The sequence below is a fragment of the Microvirga lotononidis genome, assembly GCF_034627025.1.
GTDB classification, from domain to species: Bacteria; Pseudomonadota; Alphaproteobacteria; order Rhizobiales; family Beijerinckiaceae; genus Microvirga; species Microvirga lotononidis.
Genome location: NZ_CP141048.1, coordinates 3,615,181 through 3,634,167, shown reverse-complemented (window position 1 = coordinate 3,634,167; position 18,987 = coordinate 3,615,181). Strand labels below are relative to the sequence as shown.

Below are 18,987 nucleotides of genomic sequence, written 5' to 3'. Positions count from 1 at the left end.
TTTGCCGGACACTGGCGCGATGTTCCTGACCTTCTTCACAGAGCTGCGCGCGGCCAAGGTGCCTGTCTCCTTCCGCGAATACCTGTCCCTGCTGGAGGCGCTCGACCGGGATCTCGCCGACAAGAGCGTCGAGGAATTCTATTACCTCTCCCGCACCTGCCTGGTGAAGGACGAGCGGCATTTCGACCGCTTCGACCAGGTCTTCGCCCATGTGTTCAGGGGCATCGCCAGCATGGGACATGCGGTCGACGCGACCGGGATCCCGGAGGAATGGCTGCGCAGGCTCGCGGAACGCTATCTCACGGACGAGGAGAAGAAGCAGATCGAAGCCATGGGCTGGGAGAAGCTCTGGGAGAATTTGAAGGAGCGCCTCAAGGCGCAGAAGGGCCGCCACCAGGGCGGCAACAAATGGATCGGCACCGCCGGAACCTCGCCCTACGGCGCCTATGGCTACAACCCGGAAGGCATCCGCATCGGTCAGGACAGGAACCGCAATTTCCGCGCCGTGAAGGTGTGGGACAAGCGCGAGTTCAAGGATTTCGACGACAGCGTCGAACTCGGCGTTCGCAACATGCGCATCGCGCTGCGTCGCCTGCGCCGTTTCGCCCGCACCGGCTCGGCGGAAGAGCTCGACCTCGACGAGACGATCCACGAGACCGCCCACAAAGGCTATCTGGACGTGCGCCTGCGGCCCGAACGCCGCAATGCCGTGAAGGTGCTGCTCTTCCTCGACGTAGGCGGCTCCATGGATTGGCACATCGCGATCGCCGAGGAGCTGTTCTCGGCGGCGCGGCTCGAGTTCAAGCATTTCGAGCACTTCTACTTCCACAACTGCGTCTACGAGAACCTGTGGAAGGAGAATCGCCGTCGCTTCGACGAGGTGATCCCCACCCTCGACGTCATCCGCACCTATCCGTCCGACTACCGGATCGTCTTCGTGGGCGATGCCTCCATGAGCCCTTATGAGGTCACCCATCCCGGCGGGTCGGTGGAGCACTGGAACGAGGAGCCGGGGCAGGCCTGGCTCGGGCGCATCCTCGATCATTTCCCGAAAGCCGTGTGGCTGAACCCGGTGCCGCAGCCGCATTGGGGCTATACGCAGTCCATCGGCCTGATCCGGCAGGTCTTCGGCGAGCGGATGTTCCCGCTCAACCTCGAAGGCATCGACCACGCCATGCGCGAGCTGGTCCGGTAGGTTTCATTCGATACCGCGGGACCCGGTTTGCCGAACGGGTGAGGTGCCGCTAAGAAGCCGCATGACCCAGACCTACACCCATAGCCCCAAGCCCTTCGGCGGACCGATTTCCTTCATCCTCAAGGGCGACCGGCTCACGGTGGATTCCGGCCGCAAGGTGCATGAGGTTCAGCTCGGCGCCGTCAGTACGGTCCGCATGACCTTCGAGCCCGGCCGGCTGGCGCAGAAATCCTTTCGAACGAAAGTGACCATGCAGGACGGCAAGTCCTTCACGTTCAATTCGCTCAACTGGAAGAGCCTGGTCGAGGCTCAGGAACTGACCGGGGAATACCGCGCCTTCGTGTCCGCTCTGTGCGACGCCGTCGCACGGGCCAATCCGAAAGCTCGCTTCGTGGCCGGAAAGCCCATGGGTCTCTGGCTGCCCACTTCGGCGCTGGCCGTCGCATCGCTGTTGGCCATGGCCTACCTGATCTGGCAGGCCCTCCGGATGGGCGCAACCGGCGTCGCCCTCCTGGGAGCGCTCTTCGCCGTCGTGGGCGTTTGGCAGATCGAGCCGATGATCCGCCTCAACAAGCCTCGCCCCTTCCGGGCCGGGGAACTTCCGGCGGAGCTTCTGCCGAAGGCTCCTTAAGAAGGAGAAGGTCTGTTCCCCATATCATCACCGGCCATGTGCCGGTGATCTCGACTGGAAAGGCGTGGAGTTTCACCGCATTGGGATGGCCGGGACAAGCCCGGCCATGGCGGCGTGAGAGCTGCCGTCAGGCCCGCACCACCAGCACCGAGCACTTGGCGTGGCGCACGATGGTGGCGGCGTTGGAGCCGAGGAGATAAGTCGCCATTGTCGGCCGGTGAGAGCCGATGACGACAAGATCGGCGCCGGTCTGCTCGGCTTCGTCCAGGACCTCGTTGTAGACCGAACCGAGCCGGACGACGGCGGAGACGCGCTCGGACGGAAGGGCCACCTTGGCGGCCAGGCCGGCCAGCCTCTTCTCCGACTCGCCCTGCTGCTCGTCGTCGAAGGTCGGCGGCATGAACTCCATGTAGGTGACGGGCACGATGGCGCGCACATAGATCAGGCGTAAGGATCCGCCCGACATTTTGGCGAGCTCGACAGCCTTGTCGATGGCGGGCTGCGCCTGATCGATCTCTCCGAGATCGACGGGAACCAGGATCGTCTTGAACATGGGCTTCCTCCGGATTCAGCCTTGGCGGGTGGGGGTGTGAACGACGAGGCCGTCGAGTTCGGGCCGGACGCGGATCTGGCACGAGAGCCGTGAATTCGGGCGCACGTCGTAGGCGAAGTCGAGCATGTCCTCTTCCATCGGTTGAGGCTGGCCGGTCGCGGCTTCCCATTCTTCGGCGACATAGACATGACAGGTCGCGCAGGAGCAGGCTCCTCCGCACTCCGCTTCGATGCCCGGGACGCCGTTGCGGATGGCGGTTTCCATGACGGTTGAGCCCTCCTCCGCCTCGACGGTGCGGGCTGTGCCTTCGGCATCGATGAACGTGATCTTGATCATTGCGGACCTCTGCTTGTCGGCGCATACTTATGACAGACTGCACCGGAAGACGAGAGACGAGCGCAGAACCTGCCGTCTTTTCGCCGTAATTTTCCCTGGTAGAGCAGGTTACTAAGCCGTTAACGACGTTCATAAATGACAGGGGACATCGGGTTTCCTTGTTGCAGATCGGCCGCTAGACTTGCTTGGTAAATGACAGATTACCGTGCGGAATCCCGTGATGGGGGTTCCGCGCCGGTTGCGGCCACGCATTCACCTCGTTTTTCAGGGAATGAAGCGGCCTCAACCATCATCAGTTGCGTCACGAGGGCGGATCATGGCGACCGAGAACAAGAAGATGAAGGACCCGGCTGAGGCAGCCCTGTCGGCTGTCGAGCAGGCACTCAACCTCGAAGAGACATTCGTGATCCATACGCCGGAGCGCTCAGGCAACAAGCCTTACGACGAGCCCAAGCTGCCCGATATCGACGATCACGACTTCACGAAGGGTCCTTTCGGTCTCGGCTCCGACTCCCTGTCCGCCCAGGCAGACGACCATGACCCCAGGCTCGACGACATGGCCCGCTCCGGTTTCGTCGCCCCCGACCGGAACGCCGTCGCCAACGACGACCGCCAGAACGTGGGCGTGATGCTGCAGGCCCTGCAGCTTCGCCCCTCCCGCCGCGCCTATTGGATGGCCGCCCTCGTGTCCCTGCTTTGGCTCGGTGGCGTCGGAGCCCTGGTCTACACGCAGGGCATCACCACCCCCGAGCAACTGCTCGCCACCTTCTCGCCCTCGCAGCTGGCCCTCGGCGCCGTCGGCCTCGTAGCGCCCGTCTTCCTGTTCTTCATCGCCGCGATGCTCACGATCCGCTCGCAGGAGATGAAGCTCGTCGCCCGTGCCGTCGGCGAAGTCGCCGTGCGGCTGGCTCAGCCGGAGAACTTCTCCACCGATGCGGTCCTGTCCGTTTCGCAGGCCGTGCGCCGTGAAGTGGCAGCGGTCGGCGACGGCGTCGAGCGGGCCCTTGCCCGTGCGGGAGAACTCGAAACCCTCGTGCGCAGCGAGATCTCGACGCTGGAGCGCGCCTATTCCGACAACGAAATCCGCATCCGTTCGCTCATCGACGAACTCGTGGCGCAGCGTGAGGCGATCGTGTCCAACGCGGAGCGCGTGCGCGGCTCCATCACCGGCGTGCACCAGAGCCTGATCCAGGATCTCGACGGCGCCAGCGAGCGCGTCGTTTCCGCCGTCAGCGGCGCAGGCGACAAGGTCACCGCCTCGCTCGAACAGCAGGGCGACCACATCACGCTGGCCCTCGGCCGCGCCGGCGAGCGCGTCGTCGAGGAAATGGCGAGCCGCGGCGTCGAGCTGGTGGATCGCCTCTCGGGCTCCAGCGAAGAGATCAAGAACGGCATCTCGGAGGTGGGCACCACCATTACGAGCGCGCTCGAGAGCAAGGCGCAGGACATCACGGGCGCCTTCGAGCGCACGGGCGACCTCCTGACCCGCCATCTCCAGGACGGCGCGAGCCAGGTCACCCGCACCCTCGCCGAAACCGGCCGCGGCGTGATCGACGCCCTCGCCCAGCAGGGCAACGACGTACGCGAAGCCTTCGAGCAGACCGCCCGCACGCTCGAGGACAGCTTCGCCCAGCGTGGAGCCGAGATCACCGAGAAGCTGGCGGCCACCGGCGGCGTCATCGCGGACGACATCTCGGCCCGCACCACGGAAATGCGCGACCAGATCGCGGCGGCAGGCGCTCTCGTGGGCGAGGAGATCGCGACCCGCGGCACCCAGGTGCGCGAGCAGCTCTCCACCACGGGCGCCACGCTCGTTCAGGAGCTCACCGCCAGCAGCAGCACGCTGCGCGAGGAATTCGCCCTGACGGCGGGCTCCCTCATCGAGGAACTGGCGACCCGCGGCACCAGCCTGCGCGAGCAGCTCGCCACGACCGGTACCGGCGTCGTCGACGAGATCGTGCTGCGCGGCAACGAATTCCGCGAGCGCCTTGCGACGACCGCGGCCGACGTCACCCGCGAGATCAGCGAGCGCGGCGGCGAAGTGCGCGAGCAGCTCGAAAGCGCCGTGCGCCTTGCCGACGAATCCATCGGCAACCGCGTCGAGGATCTGGCGAACCGCCTCGAGACCGCGAGCCAGCGCGTCAGCGAATCCGTCACCGTCCAGGGCCAGGCTCTCGAGACCAGCCTCACCGAGGCCGGCGAGCGCGTTTCGCTGCTCATGGGCAACCAGGTCGAGGAGTTCCGCACCGCGTTCGAAGCGCGCGGCAAGGACTTCTCCGAGACGCTCGCCCTCCACACGGACGAGGCGCAGACCCGTCTCGCCACCACCGCCAAGGACATCGTTCTCGCGATCGCGTCGCAAGGGTCGCGCGTCAACGAGGTGCTCAGCCGCACGGCGGAAACCCTGTCCACCACGGTCGACACCCGCACCCGGGAAATGGAAGAGGCCCTCGGCTCGCGTCTCACGGCCCTCGAGGGCGTCATGGCCCGCGGCGGCGAGATGGCCGAGCGCATGTCCCGCGACGTGGGCAGCCTGACCGAGACGATCAGCGGCCGCTTCGAGGAGATGGACCGTCTTATCACCGTGCAGGGCCGCGCCGTGGCCGAAACCTTCGCCGAGCGCGCCCGCGAAGCGACCACCGCCATCGAGACCCAGCTCGCCGCCCTCGAAGAGCACGCCTCGCGGCGCAGCTCGGAGATCACCGTCAACTTCGACACCATCGTTGAGCGGGTCGACACCGTTCTCGGCGCCCGCGCCACGGCCCTCAACGAGGCCCTGGTCGTGCGCACCGGCGAGATGGCACGCGTGATGGCCGAAGGCGGACGCGACGTAGCAGCCTCGCTCCAGGCACGCGTCGACGAGATCAGCCAGGCGATCACCGCAAAAACCAGCGCGATCGCCGACACCCTGTCCTCCAGGGCCGAGCAGATCGGTGAATCCCTGGACAGCCGGATCGCGACGATCAACGAGGTTCTCGGCAGCCGCGCGGACGAGATCACGGAAACGCTCGGAACTCGCGCCTTCGAGATCAACCAGACCCTTGGAAGCCGCGCCGAGGAAATCGCCGCCGCGCTCGACCAGAGCGTCACGATGCTCGAAGACCGGGTCGTCAACCGGCTCAGCGGCGTTGCCGAGACCATCGACGAGCGTGGACAGGCGGTTCTCGGCTCGCTCGCCAGCCGCATCGGCGAAATCCGCTCGATCTTCGACACGGAAGGCGCGACCCTCGTCGAAAACCTGGGCAGCCGTGGCGAGGTGATCGGCCGCGAAGTCGCCGCCATCAGCGAGACGACCCTGCGCAGCCTCGAAGAGCGCAGCACGGCCGTCATCGACAGCCTGCAGGACCGCAGCAGCACCCTGCTCTCCTCTCTGCAGGAGCGCACGATGGAGCTGACCGCCTCCTACATGCAATCGACGGAGGCCATGCGCAGCGCCCTCGACGTGGGCACGAAGCAGACCGTCGAAACCCTCACCGGCACGAGCGACCGCCTGCGCGGCGAACTCACCGACGTTCTCGGCAGCCTCCAGGACGCCAACCGACTGCTCCAGCAGGTCGCGGCCTCGGCCAGCAGCAATCTCGGCGCCGTCGAGGACGGGCTGGCCGGACGCGTCCAGCACATCGAGTCGCTCCTTTCGGAGATCGCCACTCAGACGGGCCGCGCGTCCGATCAGGTGGCCGATCAGGTCGATGCTCTGCGCAGCGTGTCCTCCGGTGCCATCCAGCAGGCGCTGGAACTGGCCCAGAGCCTCGAGGAGCGCGGCCGCACGCTGACCGACACGACCCAGGAGCAGATGCGCACCCTCACCGAGGCCACGAGCGCTCTGGAGCGCATCGAGGCCCGCATGAGCGAAGCCCTGTCCGGCCGCCAGCAGGCCCTGGACGATCTCCTCGGCCGGATCAACCAGCGGGCGCAGGATCTGGAATCCGCCACGCGCTCCTTCACGACCTTGCTCGAAGGTTCGCTCGAGAACGCGGACGCGAAGGCGCGCCAGCTCGGCACCGTCCTCGCCGCGACCGCCGACACCGCGACCAACGCCATCGGCGAGCAGTTCGAGCGCATCCGGACCAGCACGGGCGAGGAGAGCGCCCGGACGGCCGCCGCCCTGCGCGCCAGCTACGAGCAGGCCGCCGCCGAGATGGCCCAGGCCCTCGGCAGCGCTACCGCGAAGTTCCGCGACACGATGGGCGAGCTGCGCGGCATGACGGGCCAGATCCAGCGCGAGCTGGAGGCGACCCGCGCCGAGCTGCGCCGCGGCGTCGTGGAGCTGCCGCAGGAGACCCAGGAGGCGAGCGCCAACATGCGCCGCGTCGTCGCCGACCAGATCAAGGCGCTCAACGAGCTGTCCGCCCTGGTGTCGCGCTCCAACCGTCTGGTCGATGCCGCTCCGGCCGCCCAGCCCCGCAAGGCCGCCGTCAACGAGACGCCCGTCGCCGCCACCATGGCGGCCGTCGCGGCCGCGGTCGAGCAGCGGATCGCGCAGAATCCCGCGCCCACCCCTGCCCCGACGGTCGCCCGTCAGGCTGAGCCCAAACCTGCTCCTGCGCCTGCTCCCGCTCCGGTCCCAGCTCCGGCTCCGGCTCCGGCCCGCCCGGCTCAAGCCCCGGCCGAACGCCCGGCTCCGCGCCGGGAGGAGGCCCATGCCCGCGACGCCGGCAATCGCGGCGGCTGGCTGTCGGATCTCCTGAACCGCGCCTCGCGCGACGAGGCCGTGGAGCCTGCCCGTGCGCCGGCACGGAACGACCGCGCCCGCACCAACAGCCTCGAATCCCTGGATTCGATCTCGGTCGACATCGCCCGGATGATCGATCACGAAGCGGCCGTGGAGCTTTGGGATCGCTACCGTCGCGGCGAGAGCAACGTGTTCACCCGCCGCCTCTACACCCTGCAGGGCCAGCAGACCTTCGACGAGATCCGCCGCAAGTACCGCCGCGACGACGAGTTCCGGCAGACGGTGGACCGGTACGTGGAAGAATTCGAGCGCCTGCTGTCGGAAGTCTCCCGCGACGACCGCGACTCCATGCTGACGAAGACTTATCTCACGTCGGAAACCGGCAAGGTCTACACCATGCTGGCCCATGCGAGCGGTCGGTTCGACTGAGACGATCAAGGCACCAGGCAGACATGAAAAACGCGGCTTTCGAGCCGCGTTTTTGCTTCTGGGACTAGGCTTGATTTAAAGACCCGTTCGCCGTGCGACGAACTCACCCACCGGGACGCGTGATCGAGAACTTGGTCTCCGGTGTCGCCACGAAATAGTCCCGGTAGCCGGAGCGGGCGATGGGGCGCATGGCGGCCGTGTCGACGAGGCCGTTCACGATGTAGCGGTCGTCGATATGGATGCCCACGACCTGCCCGATCACGAGGTAATAGGACGGATCGCCTCCACTCAGGGGAGTGAGCGGCACGGTCTGCAGCCACTTGCATTCGAGCGCCGCGAGGGCCTCGGCCACCCGTGGCGGCCTCACGAGCCGGGAGGGAGCGGAGTTCAGGCCCGCATGGTCCATCTCATTCTCGCCGCGCGGCAGAACGGCCGACGTGGCGTTCATCTGCTCGCGCAGGTCGAAGGTCGCCAGATTGCAGACGAACTCCCCGGTCTCCTCGATGAAGGTGAGCGCATCCTTTTTGCCTGCGGACGAGAACGCCACCATGGGCGGGCGCTCGGACACGGCATTGAAGAACGAATAGGGCGAAAGGTTCACCTCCCCTTTCGCGCTCATCGCGGTGATCCAGCCGATGGGCCGGGGCGTGACGATGGCCTTAAACGGATCGTGCGGCAGGCCATGGGCATTGGTCGAGGTTTCGTAAAACATAATCGTTCAGCTACCGGCGAATGGGTCAGAACCGCGTCACGATGTCCGCGAGGTTGGGGCGATCGCGGTCGGTCGGCGTTTCCTTGGCCGTGCCGATATGGACGAAGCCGGCGATCCTCTCATGGGGCTCGAGTCCCAGGGCATCGAGCACGCGCCGGTCGAACGCGGCCCAGCCCGTGAGCCAGGACGCGCCATAGCCGAGAGCGTTCGCTCCGGTGAGCAGGTTCATGCAGACCGCCCCGGCGGAGAGAAGCTGCTCCCAATCCGGGATCTTCACATGCGGCACCACGCGGGACACCACCGCCACCACGAGAGGTGCGTTGGAAAAGCGCCCCCGCTCGGCCGCGACCTGCTCGGCGCTGGCGCCCGGATTGTCCGCCTGGAAGGTGGCCGCGAGGACCTCGCCGAGGCGGCCCCGCCCCTCACCCTGGATCAGGATGAAGCGCCAGGGAACGAGCTTGCCGTGGTCCGGCACCCGGGATGCGACCTTAAGAAGCGTCTCGATGTCCTGCTCGGACGGCCCCGGCTCGCCGAGCCAGCGCGGAGGGACGGAGCGGCGCTGCAGAAGGCGTGAGATTCTATCATTCATGGGATCTTCATCCGGGTCGAATAATGTGGAACAATAAAGATGGATGCCTCAAGGCGGCAGGCCAGGAGAGCCCGAGCTTGCCATCGTCTCGCCGTCTTGCTGCGCTTGAGGGAGCGCGGGCATCCCGAAGACACATCGCTGAACAAAAGAAGCAGCAGCGGATGTATAGGGGGAGTGCGGTCAGACGCCAAGCAGGTTTCAAACCATGGCGGACCCAGGGGCGTGCGCAGGCAAGCCGGTCGATGGGCCCCATGGCACGAGATGGGTGGGCGGGACGCCGCGTTGAGAGCAATGCAGACATCGATTTCCGGACAGGATAGTCCAGCGTCCCTGCCAATCTGGTCGCAGCGCCAGACGCTGACGGCTTTTGCACTGATCGTTGCGGCCTGGGCCCTGGCGGTCTCCATCTGGCCCCTGACCGGAACGGTCGTCCCCTGGGACTCCAAGAACCAGTTCTATCCCACCCTGCGCTACCTGGGCAGCGCGCTGGCCAATGGCGAACTTCCCCTGTGGAACCCCTACCATTTCGGCGGGCATCCCTCGGCGGCGGATCCACAATCGCTGCTCTTCACCCCCACCATGCTCCTGTTCGGCTGGCTCGTCCCCGAGCCGTCCATGGAGCTCTTCGACGTGGTCGTCTTCGCCCATTTCCTTCCTGGAGCGCTGGCTTTCGTGCCCTTGTTCCGCAGGCGCGGATGGCATCCGGCCGGTGCCGTCGTGGCGGCCCTGGTCTTCATGCTCGGCGGCTCCGCCACGGCCCGGCTCCAGCATACCGGCATGATCTTCAGCTACGGCTTCTTCCCGCTCGCCTTCTGGCTGCTCGAAGAGGCCATGGACCGCCGCTCCTACGTCTATGGCCTGCTCTTCGCCGCCAGCGCCGCCATGATGGTCATCGGGCGCGACCAGGTCGCGTTCCTCTGCGGCCTGACGCTCATCGTGCTGGCTACGCAGCGGATCTGGGCGGCCTCCCAGCCTCTCGCCTATCTCAAATCGCGCCTCGGGCTCCTGGTCTTCATGGGGCTGATCGGCGGCGCGCTTCTCGCCGTCCCGATCGTGCTGACGATGCAGTTCCTCGCGACGTCGACCCGCCCCTCGTTCGGGTTCGGCGTGGCGGCCATGGGGTCCCTGCCCCCGGAGAGCCTCGCGACGATCCTGTTCGGCAACGTCTTCGGCTCCCTGCGCTGGACCTACGATTACTGGGGGCCGGATTGGCATAGCCTGTCCGAGGGCACCTGGACCGACCGGGCGACCAATTACCTGTTCATCGGCACGATCCCGGCCCTCCTCCTGCTCTGGCACGGCGTGGCGGGCGGGCGCCTGTTCGCCCGCGAGTTCCGCTTCTTCCTCGTGATGGGGATTGCCGCGACACTCTACTCGCTCGGGCGCTACACGCCCGGCTTCGTGATGATCTTCGATCACATGCCGGGCGTGGACCTTTACCGCAGGCCGGCCGACGCGACCTTCCTGATCAACATCGCCCTGGCCTTCGCGGCGGGCTATCTCGTCCATCGCTACGCAACGGAAGGGCTGCCGCAATGGAACCGGGCAGCCCTCGGCCGGCTCCGGGTGGCCCTGCCGCTCCTGGCCCTCGGCCTCGTGGCTGCGGCCGTGGCCAGCGCCCTGGTTTTCGCCGTGAAGGGCGGTTTCGTCTTCCCGGCCCTGACCGAGATCGGCGGGAGCCTTGCCGTGGCGACCCTCGCCATCGTGGTCATCACCCGGATGAACGATGTATCCCGTTGGCGCGAAGCCATCGCCCTCGTGCTGGTGACCCTGACGGGCGCGGAGCTGATAAGCCGTCACGCGGCTTCGGCCCTGAATGCGGAGCCCGCCGAGCGCTACACGATCTTCACCAAGCTGCCGCCGGAGCAGCTGCAGGGCCTTCAGATCCTCAAGCGCGAACTCGCCGAGCGCCATGCGAAGGGCGAGTATCCCCGCGTCGAGATCCTCGGCCTGAAGGGGGCCTGGCAGAATGCGTCCATGGTCCTCGGGATCGAGGACACCATCGGCTACAACCCCTTGCGTCTGGCCGATTATGAGCGCGCCATCGGCCCCGGCGAGAATGCGGAAGACCCCAATCTGCGCAGTTTCCCCACGAGCTTCAGGGGCTACAATTGCGAACTCGCCAGCCTGCTCGGGCTCGATTACGTCGTGCTCGACCGCCCCGTGGAGAAGCTGCCGCGTCACTTCCCGCGCCTGACCGATGCCGAGATCGTCTACGGGACGGGGCGGATGTGGATCTACCGCCTGAACAGCTCCGTTCCGCGCGCCTATGTGGCCCATCACGTCACGCCCGTGGATTCCGAAGCCGTCCTCGGCGAGGACGAGTTGCCGGAGTTCAATCGCGAGACCGAGGCCCTGATCGACGATGACAGCATGCCGCTGCTCAAGGGGTCCTACACGGCGGCCGGCGCCACGTCCGACGAGGCCAAGGGACAGGCGCGCATCGTCAGCTACAAGCGGAACTCGGTCGCCCTCGATGTCGAGAGCAGCGACAACGGCATATTGGTGCTGCACGACATCAATTATCCGGGCTGGGAGGCCTGGGTCGACGGCGAGCGCCGGCCGATCCTGCACGCCAACCTCCTGTTCCGCGGCGTCGAGATCGGCCCCGGACGCCACCGGGTCGAGTTCTATTTCCGGCCGATGTCGCTGGAGAATTTGGTTGCGGCCGCCTCCGATCTCGTCAAAAGCGAGGAGAAGCGGATTCAGACGGCGATCGCCGCGCCGCCCCCATGAGAACCAATTTCAATCGATGTCCTTATTTGCAAAGCAGCCCTTTACCGTTCTCGGTCTTTTCGGCCTGATCGTCGCCAGCCCCGCGCTGGCGCAGTCACCCGCCGTGCCCTCCATGTCGCAGAACCTCCCCGCTCTCTCCGTCGGGCAGGTGGTGCTCAATGCCGGTGCGACCTTCGCGGGAAGCAACGAGCCGATCCGCTCGGGGCTGGTGTGGAGGATCTTCGAGGATCGCGGGGACGCGTCGCAGCCCAATATCGTGGCTCGCTCCACAAGTCCCGCGCCGAGCTTCACCCTGTCACCCGGCAACTACATCGTCCACGTGGCTTATGGCTTTGCGAGCGCGTCGAAACGCATCAGCGTGCAGCGGGGCAATCTCAACGAGCGGCTGGCCATCAATGCCGGAGCGCTCCAGCTCAAGGGCGCCGTGAGCGGGAGTCCCATTCCGGCGAACCGTCTCACATTCTCCGTCTACGTGCCGGAGGCGCAGAATTCCGAAGGCCGGCTCGTGATCGCCGATGCCAAGGCCAACGACATGATCCGCCTGCCCGAGGGTACCTACCACGTGGTGTCCACCTACGGCGACGCCAACGCCATCATGCGCAGCGACCTGAAGGTTGAATCCGGGCGTGTCACGGAAGCGACGCTCAACCATCGGGCCGCCACCGTGACGCTGAAGCTGGTCGGATCCGCAGGCGGCGAGGCTTTCGCCGGCACGGCCTTCAGCGTGCTCACGCCGGGCGGCGACGTGATCCGCGAGGCCATCGGCGCCTTCCCTTCCGTCACTTTGGCCGAAGGCGAATACGTCCTGATCGCGCGCCACGAAGGCAAGGTCTATACCCGCGAGTTCAAGGTCGAGAGCGGCCTCGACCGGGACATCGAGATCATCGCCACGCCTTAAGCATCGGACGCAAAAGTGGGAACCGGTTTTGCGGGGAAAGATGCGGAAAAGCAAAAGCTGAGAGCATCGGACGCGCGTTCGAATTCACGTCCGATGCTCTAGAAGCCTCTGAACCTTTCCCGCCCGGCGGCATTGACCGGAAGCCTATGACCGGTCGCGCCGCCCATGAGCCTGAACTCCCAAGGCGTGACCTTGCTGGAGAGGAAGCTCATGAAAATCGCAGAGATCATGACCCGCAACGTCCGTGTGGTGAGTCCGGACAGGACCATCCAGGAAGCCGCGCGTCTCATGGACGAGATGAATGTCGGCGTGCTGCCCGTCTGCGACGGACGCCGCCTGCGGGGCATGGTGACCGACCGGGACATCACCGTCCGGGCGACGGCCGCCGGTCTCCCTCCCGATACGACCCGCGTGCGTGACATCATGTCGGACAATGTCTGGTGGTGCTTCGACGACGACGATGTGGGCCACATCGTAGAGCTGATGAGCGACCATCAGATCCGCCGCCTGCCGGTGGTCGATCACGACAAGCATCTGGTCGGGATCGTGGCGCTCGGCGATCTCGCGACGGACCGCGAGGGCGACGCCTCCCGGGCGCTGAACCGCATCTCCACGCCGTCCGAACCCGACCGGACAGGCACCCCGTCAGCCGCCCGAGCCGACCAGACCAGAGGCGGCGGACGCGCCCGCCTGACCGGCGAGGAGCGCCGTGAGCTGGACCGCCGGCTGAGGAACGACGATGACGACTGGCGTCATCGCCCGCACGATTATCACGACGACCGGCGCGGACGGGACGAGCGTTCCCGCGTTCCCGGCCGCGAGCCCTTCCGCTTCCGCGAGGAGGACGACGTGCGCGCCGCCTTCGGCAGCTTCGGCTATCCCGGCGAGGAACGTGCCCGCAACGCGCGCATGCGCGGCGGTTTCGGCGGCGAGGGTTACCAGAGCTACGGCGATGAATATGCGGGCCGCGGCTCCGCCGGACGGGGCTATCATCCGAAGCGCTTCGGCGCCTCGACGATCACCGGGGAGCGCGCGCGTCCGGGCGACGACAGCAGCGAGGACGATCGCCGCATGCAGGACCGCGAGCGCACCTGGAGCCTCGTGAACGAGAGGCGCGATCACAGCAATTACGGCATGGGTCCCGGCAACACTCGCTTCGGCAACGACGCGACCGCCAGCCGGGGCGAGGTGCGTCGGGGCGAGCATCAGGGACGCGGTCCGAAAGGCTATCAGCGCTCGGACGACCGCATTCGGGAGGACATCAACGAACGCCTGACCGACGATGCGATGATCGACGCGTCGGAAATCGAGGTCCAGGTCCAGAACCGGGAAGCGACCCTCACCGGCACCGTCCGCGACCGCAACGAGAAGCGGCGCGCCGAGGATCTGGCGGAATCCGTGTCGGGCGTGAGCCACGTGCAGAACAACCTGCGCGTCGGCCAGCGGCAGGGCACGCACGCGACGGGGACCGAGGCCGGCGATGCGGGTGCCGCGATGGGCAATCCCGGCAGCGGCACGGCGGGAACGACCGCCGGAACGGCTCCGGGCGGGCGCACGACAGGGCGGCAGCGGCAGACGAGCTGATCGTCAGAACAGACACCGCCGGTGTCATTCCCGGCCGGAGCGTCAGCGGAGGGGAAGGGAATCCATAGCGCTGAGCGTGAGAGTGGATCCCCTTCCCTCGCCTGCGGCTCGCCGGGGATGACATCCTCGACGTCATCACCGGGCTTGTCCCGGTGATCTCGATTTGAAAAGCGCCGAGCCTCATCGTATCGGGATGGCCGGGACTGATCCCCGGATCAAGTCCGGGGACAGCCATGACGTGGGAGCTGCCGAATAAGCGCAAAGGCGGCGCCTCCTTTGAGAGGCGCCGCCTTTGTTCATGCGATCGGAGGCTTACGCGACCGTGCGCTCGACCACGTGATGTCCGTCGAGCGTGGCGTGGCCTTCCGGCTCCGACACGGCCTTGGCTTGGCGTCGGCGGTCCGGGGTGACGGCCTCTGCGGCGAGAACCTTCAGGGCCTCGTCGAGGGTCATGGTCTGCTGGTTGGGGCTGCCCAGGCGGCGGATCGAGACCGTCCGCTCGGCGGCCTCCTTGCGGCCGACCACGAGAAGCACCGGCACCTTCACGAGCGAATGCTCGCGGACCTTGTAGTTGATCTTCTCGTTGCGGAGATCCGCCTCGACGCGAAGGCCCGCGGCCTCGGCGGCGCGCACCACTTCCATGGCGTATTCATCGCCCTCGGACGTGATGGTGGCGACCACCGCCTGCACCGGCGCGAGCCAGAGCGGGAAGTGCCCGGCGAAGTGCTCGATCAGGATGCCGGTGAAGCGCTCCATGGAGCCGCAGATCGCGCGGTGCACCATGACGGGGGTCTTCTTCTGGCCGTCCGCATCGACATAGAACGCGCCGAACCGCTCCGGCAGGTTGAAGTCCACCTGCGTGGTGCCGCACTGCCAGTCGCGGCCGATGGCGTCGCGCAACACGTACTCGAACTTCGGTCCGTAGAAGGCGCCCTCGCCCGGGTTGATCGCGGTCTTGATGCGTCCGCCGGACTGGTCCTCGATCTGCTTCAGGACGCGGGTCATCACGTCTTCCGCGTGATCCCACATCTCGTCGGTGCCGACGCGCTTCTCAGGCCTTGTCGAGAGCTTCACGACGATCTCGTCGAAGCCGAAATCGGCATAGGTCGAGAGGATCAGGTCGTTGATCTTCAGGCACTCGGCCGCGAGCTGATCTTCCGTGCAGAAGATATGCGCGTCGTCCTGCGTGAAGCCGCGCACGCGCATGAGACCATGCAGCGCGCCGGACGGCTCGTAGCGGTGCACGTTGCCGAACTCCGCGAGACGAAGCGGCAGGTCGCGGTACGACTTCAGGCCATGCTTGAAGATCTGCACGTGGCCCGGGCAATTCATCGGCTTGATGGCGAAGACGCGATCGTCCTCGGTCTGGGTCGCGAACATGTTCTCGCGGTACCAGCCCCAGTGTCCCGAAGTCTCCCAGAGAGCCTTGTCGAGGATCTGCGGCGCGTTGACCTCCTGGTAGGTGCCCTTCAGGCGGCGACGCATGTAGGAGATCAGCTCCTGGAACACCGTCCAGCCCTTCGGATGCCAGAAGACGACGCCCGGCCCCTCTTCCTGGAAGTGGAACAGGTCCATCTCGCGGCCTAGGCGGCGATGATCGCGCTTCTCGGCCTCCTCGAGCTGGCGGATGTAGTTGTCGAGGTCCTCCTGGCTCGCCCAGGCGGTCGCGTAGATGCGGGTCAGCATGGCGTTGTTGCTATCGCCGCGCCAATAGGCGCCCGCCACCTTCATGAGCTTGAAGGCATTGCCGATCTTGCCCGTGGAACTCATATGCGGGCCGCGGCAGAGGTCGAACCAGTCGCCCTGGAAGTAGATCTTGAGATCCTGGCCTTCCGGGATCGCGTCCACGAGCTCGACCTTGTAGGCCTCGCCCTTCTCGGCGAACACCTGCTTGGCCTTGTCGCGGCTCCAGACTTCCTTCGTGAAAGGCTTATCCCGCCCGATGATCTCGCGCATCTTGGCCTCGATGGCGGGGAAATCCTCGGGCGTGAAGGGCTCGTTGCGGGCGAAGTCGTAATAGAAGCCGTTCTCGATCACGGGACCGATGGTCACCTGGGTACCGGGAAAAAGCTCCTGCACCGCCTCCGCGAGCACGTGCGCGGCGTCGTGCCGGATCAGCTCCAGCGAACGCGGGTCTTCGCGGTTCAGAAACTCGATCTTGGCATCGCGGGTGATCGGATCGGCGAGATCGGCGACCGTGCCGTCGAGCGCCATGGCAACGGTGCGCTTGGCCAGCGACTTGGCAATGCCTTCCACGATCTCGCGGCCGGTGATGCCGGATTCGTACTGGCGCTGGGCGCCATCGGGGAATGTCAGGGTAATCATCAAAATGTCTCCTGGCTCACTCCTGCCAACGGAGCAGGTAAGCGGGGGCCGACGGTCGGATGGAAAAGGCGAGATCAGCCGCCGTCAGGTTCGACTGAATCGCAGACGATCGGGGGAGCGTTGACGCCCCGCCAGCGACCATAGGCCCAGGGCTTATACCAGGCGGAGCCCTCGGGCAACGTTTCCGGGACCAGATCGAGGCCGTGTGTCCCGAAGGGGCCACACCGGCAGATGCGGGCAAGCCCCATCCACCCGCCCGGCCAGAACCCGTGCCGCTGGATCGCCTCGTCCGTGTATTCAGAACAGGACGGCAGATGGCGGCACTGGCGGCCGATCAATCCGGACAGGCTCAGCTGATAGCCGCGGATGGCCACATGGGCGATCCGCCGGGGAAGATGTCCTCTCGTTGCCTTCTGTGGGCTGCTCTTCACCTTCAATCCTCGCCCCGCCTCTGTGCATCGGGCAGCTTCTGCAAGTCCAACGTGCTCCTTGCATATGGTCTCGACCATCAGCTGCAACAATCAAAACGCTCAAGAGACTGCCATAATTCAACCTGCGCTCCGTTGCAGGCGCAAGCCTCGCGGCGGACACTTTATAATATTTACGTTACGGCGATTTGGGCTCGTAGAATGACAATAAAAATCGGGAAGTTCATCTGGGACATCACCTATGCCTGCCCGCTCAGATGCACGCATTGCTATACGGAGTCAGGACGACGTCCGGCTCGCACCCTCGACCGGGATGCCGCCATGCGGGTCGTCGATGTCATTCTTGCCGCGCGAGCGGAAAAGGTGTCCATCAGCGGCGGGGAACCCTTGTCGATCCGCTGGGCCGTCGAAGCCATGAAGCGCATGCACGACGCGGGCGTCGCCGTCACGGTCTTCACGAGCGGCTGGTCGATGCCGCAGAAGACGGCCGTCGCACTCGCGGACGCAGTCTCGAGCGTGGCGGTGAGCATCGACGGTGCCGACGCTGCCATTCACGACGCCATCCGCAGGCGCGACGGGGCCTTCGAACGCGGCATCAAAGCGCTGGAAGTCCTGTATAGGGTGAAGGAGGAGCGCAAGGCGGCCGGACGGAACTGCTTCACGCTCGGGATCGACTATACCCTGACCCGCTCCGGCGCGCATGAGGCGGACCTGGAACGCTTTGTCCATTCGGTCGTCGCGCGGTTTCCGAACCTCGACTTCATTCGCTTCGGCGCCGTCATTCCATCGGGGCTTGCCGCCGAGCCGGAATTCGAGGCCACCGAACTTCTTTCCATTCAGGAACTGGTCGATCTCATCGAGGTCGGACGGCGCCTTGCTGCCCGCGCAGGCGGGGCCACCAACATTACCGTTACGGATGTGCGGTACTTCCTGCCTCAACCCGGCGTGAGCGCGGTCGATCTGGACATCCTCCATATCGAGCCCGATGGGTCGCTGCGCGCGTTTCCCATCTATGAGGCCAAGGTCGGGAACGTCCTCGATCAGCCCCTCGATGTCCTTTGGCCGAAGGTGAAGGCTTGGCGCTCCGATCCATTCGTCGCCGAGAAGATGGAAACGATCCGGACCATGGCCGATTGGGCCAGCACAGCCCGGATCCTGGATCGCCTCTACGGCTCGGACGACGATCGGGAGAGGATCGCGCGCCGCGGGCCGCAGGTCGAGGCTTACGCCTGAAGCCCACGGCACGCTCACGAGATTAGGATTATTGACCTGTTTCCTTGATGGAGCCTTCGCGCCGCACCGACAGTGAACCGACTTTCGCGCCGGATGCCTGCGGGTCTATCGAACATCCTCAATCCGCCGGGCTTCGATCTGGTCGAGCGCGTCCACAACCGCATCGAACGTGAGCAGAATCGAGGCGTGGCGGGCCTTGTAGGTCCGCAACGGCTCCAGGACTTTGAGGTCTTCCCACCTTCCCGAGGGAGCCTCTCCGTCGGCTTTCAGCAGACGACTTGCCGCATCGCGGACGTCGCGAAGCTCCTCTATGGTCGCTCCGATTATATTCCGCCCCATGATCGACGACGAGGCCTGGCCGAGGGCGCAGGCCTTTACGTCATGGGCGAAAGCCGTCACAACATTGCCTTCGAGCTTGACGTCGACCGTCACGGTCGAGCCGCAGAGCTTGGAACGGGCCGTCGCGGACGCATCGGGCGCGGGCAGCCGTCCCAGGTGCGGGATATCGGCGGCCAGTTCGAGAATGCGTCGGCTGTAGATGTCGTTCAGCATATCGTCTCATGACATGACGGTTGGGAATGTGCTCATATACCTATATAAGCCCTGTGATACAGTTCTGCGATATTGGCCACGCAGCGCTGCATGGAAAGAAATTAGAAACTGCCG

General features: G+C 65.9%; 14 protein-coding genes. 7 read left to right on the top strand and 7 right to left on the bottom strand.

The annotated features are described in order from the left end of the window. The first annotated feature begins 19 nt into the window (after nucleotides 1-19). Both U0023_RS17195 and U0023_RS17190 read left to right on the top strand, forming a co-directional pair. A complete protein-coding gene (locus tag U0023_RS17195; protein WP_009489465.1) occupies nucleotides 20-1,195 on the top strand; it encodes a vWA domain-containing protein in 1,176 nt (391 codons plus the stop codon). A 61-nt stretch (nucleotides 1,196-1,256) separates the two neighbouring features. Further along, the gene (locus U0023_RS17190; RefSeq protein WP_009489463.1) at nucleotides 1,257-1,826 is read left to right on the top strand and encodes a hypothetical protein; all 570 of its coding nucleotides are present in this window, start codon (nucleotides 1,257-1,259) and stop codon (nucleotides 1,824-1,826) included. Nucleotides 1,827-1,953: 127 nt separating this feature from the next. On the opposite strand, the gene U0023_RS17185 is transcribed toward U0023_RS17190, so the two are convergent. Together U0023_RS17185 and U0023_RS17180 are read right to left on the bottom strand one after the other, a co-directional pair. Next, nucleotides 1,954-2,379: a universal stress protein gene (locus tag U0023_RS17185; RefSeq protein WP_009489461.1), complete on the bottom strand. Its 426-nt coding sequence runs from the start codon at nucleotides 2,377-2,379 to the stop codon at nucleotides 1,954-1,956. A 15-nt stretch (nucleotides 2,380-2,394) separates the two neighbouring features. Further along, nucleotides 2,395-2,715 carry a 2Fe-2S iron-sulfur cluster-binding protein gene (locus U0023_RS17180; protein WP_009489459.1) on the bottom strand — a complete coding sequence of 107 codons (321 nt, stop codon included), beginning with the start codon at nucleotides 2,713-2,715 and terminating at the stop codon, nucleotides 2,395-2,397. Nucleotides 2,716-3,031: 316 nt separating this feature from the next. Between U0023_RS17180 and U0023_RS17175 the strand changes: the two genes are divergently transcribed. Next, on the top strand, nucleotides 3,032-7,816 hold the full coding sequence (locus U0023_RS17175; RefSeq protein WP_009489457.1) for an apolipoprotein A-IV repeat region-like domain-containing protein: 4,785 nt from the start codon (nucleotides 3,032-3,034) through the stop codon (nucleotides 7,814-7,816). 103 nt (nucleotides 7,817-7,919) lie between these two features. Here U0023_RS17175 and U0023_RS17170 read toward each other — a convergent pair whose 3' ends face one another. After that, on the bottom strand, nucleotides 7,920-8,528 hold the full coding sequence (locus tag U0023_RS17170) for a flavin reductase family protein (protein WP_009489456.1): 609 nt from the start codon (nucleotides 8,526-8,528) through the stop codon (nucleotides 7,920-7,922). A 25-nt stretch (nucleotides 8,529-8,553) separates the two neighbouring features. Further along, nucleotides 8,554-9,117 (bottom strand): nitroreductase family protein, encoded by a 564-nt coding sequence (locus U0023_RS17165; protein WP_009489455.1) that lies wholly within the window; start codon nucleotides 9,115-9,117, stop codon nucleotides 8,554-8,556. Between the two features lie 291 nt (nucleotides 9,118-9,408). Here U0023_RS17165 and U0023_RS17160 point away from each other — a divergent pair, with 291 nt between their 5' ends. The 3 genes from U0023_RS17160 (at nucleotide 9,409) to U0023_RS17150 (ending at nucleotide 14,335) form a co-directional block, all read left to right on the top strand. Next, complete coding sequence (locus U0023_RS17160) at nucleotides 9,409-11,853, top strand: YfhO family protein (protein WP_009489454.1); 2,445 nt, start codon at nucleotides 9,409-9,411, stop codon at nucleotides 11,851-11,853. 16 nt (nucleotides 11,854-11,869) lie between these two features. Continuing rightward, nucleotides 11,870-12,751, top strand: coding sequence for a hypothetical protein (locus tag U0023_RS17155; RefSeq protein WP_009489453.1), 882 nt, complete (start codon nucleotides 11,870-11,872; stop codon nucleotides 12,749-12,751). A gap of 210 nt (nucleotides 12,752-12,961) precedes the next feature. Continuing rightward, on the top strand, nucleotides 12,962-14,335 hold the full coding sequence (locus U0023_RS17150; RefSeq protein WP_245272862.1) for a CBS domain-containing protein: 1,374 nt from the start codon (nucleotides 12,962-12,964) through the stop codon (nucleotides 14,333-14,335). Nucleotides 14,336-14,647: 312 nt separating this feature from the next. On the opposite strand, the gene thrS is transcribed toward U0023_RS17150, so the two are convergent. Both thrS and yidD read right to left on the bottom strand, forming a co-directional pair. Then, the gene (gene thrS, locus U0023_RS17145) at nucleotides 14,648-16,660 is read right to left on the bottom strand and encodes a threonine--tRNA ligase (RefSeq protein WP_009489451.1); all 2,013 of its coding nucleotides are present in this window, start codon (nucleotides 16,658-16,660) and stop codon (nucleotides 14,648-14,650) included. Nucleotides 16,661-16,734: 74 nt separating this feature from the next. Further along, nucleotides 16,735-17,091: a membrane protein insertion efficiency factor YidD gene (gene yidD / locus U0023_RS17140; protein WP_009489450.1), complete on the bottom strand. Its 357-nt coding sequence runs from the start codon at nucleotides 17,089-17,091 to the stop codon at nucleotides 16,735-16,737. Between the two features lie 198 nt (nucleotides 17,092-17,289). Here yidD and U0023_RS17135 point away from each other — a divergent pair, with 198 nt between their 5' ends. After that, complete coding sequence (locus tag U0023_RS17135; RefSeq protein WP_009489449.1) at nucleotides 17,290-18,321, top strand: radical SAM protein; 1,032 nt, start codon at nucleotides 17,290-17,292, stop codon at nucleotides 18,319-18,321. Between the two features lie 105 nt (nucleotides 18,322-18,426). Here U0023_RS17135 and U0023_RS17130 read toward each other — a convergent pair whose 3' ends face one another. Then, nucleotides 18,427-18,873 (bottom strand): iron-sulfur cluster assembly scaffold protein, encoded by a 447-nt coding sequence (locus U0023_RS17130; protein WP_009489448.1) that lies wholly within the window; start codon nucleotides 18,871-18,873, stop codon nucleotides 18,427-18,429. Nucleotides 18,874-18,987: the final 114 nt, after the last annotated feature.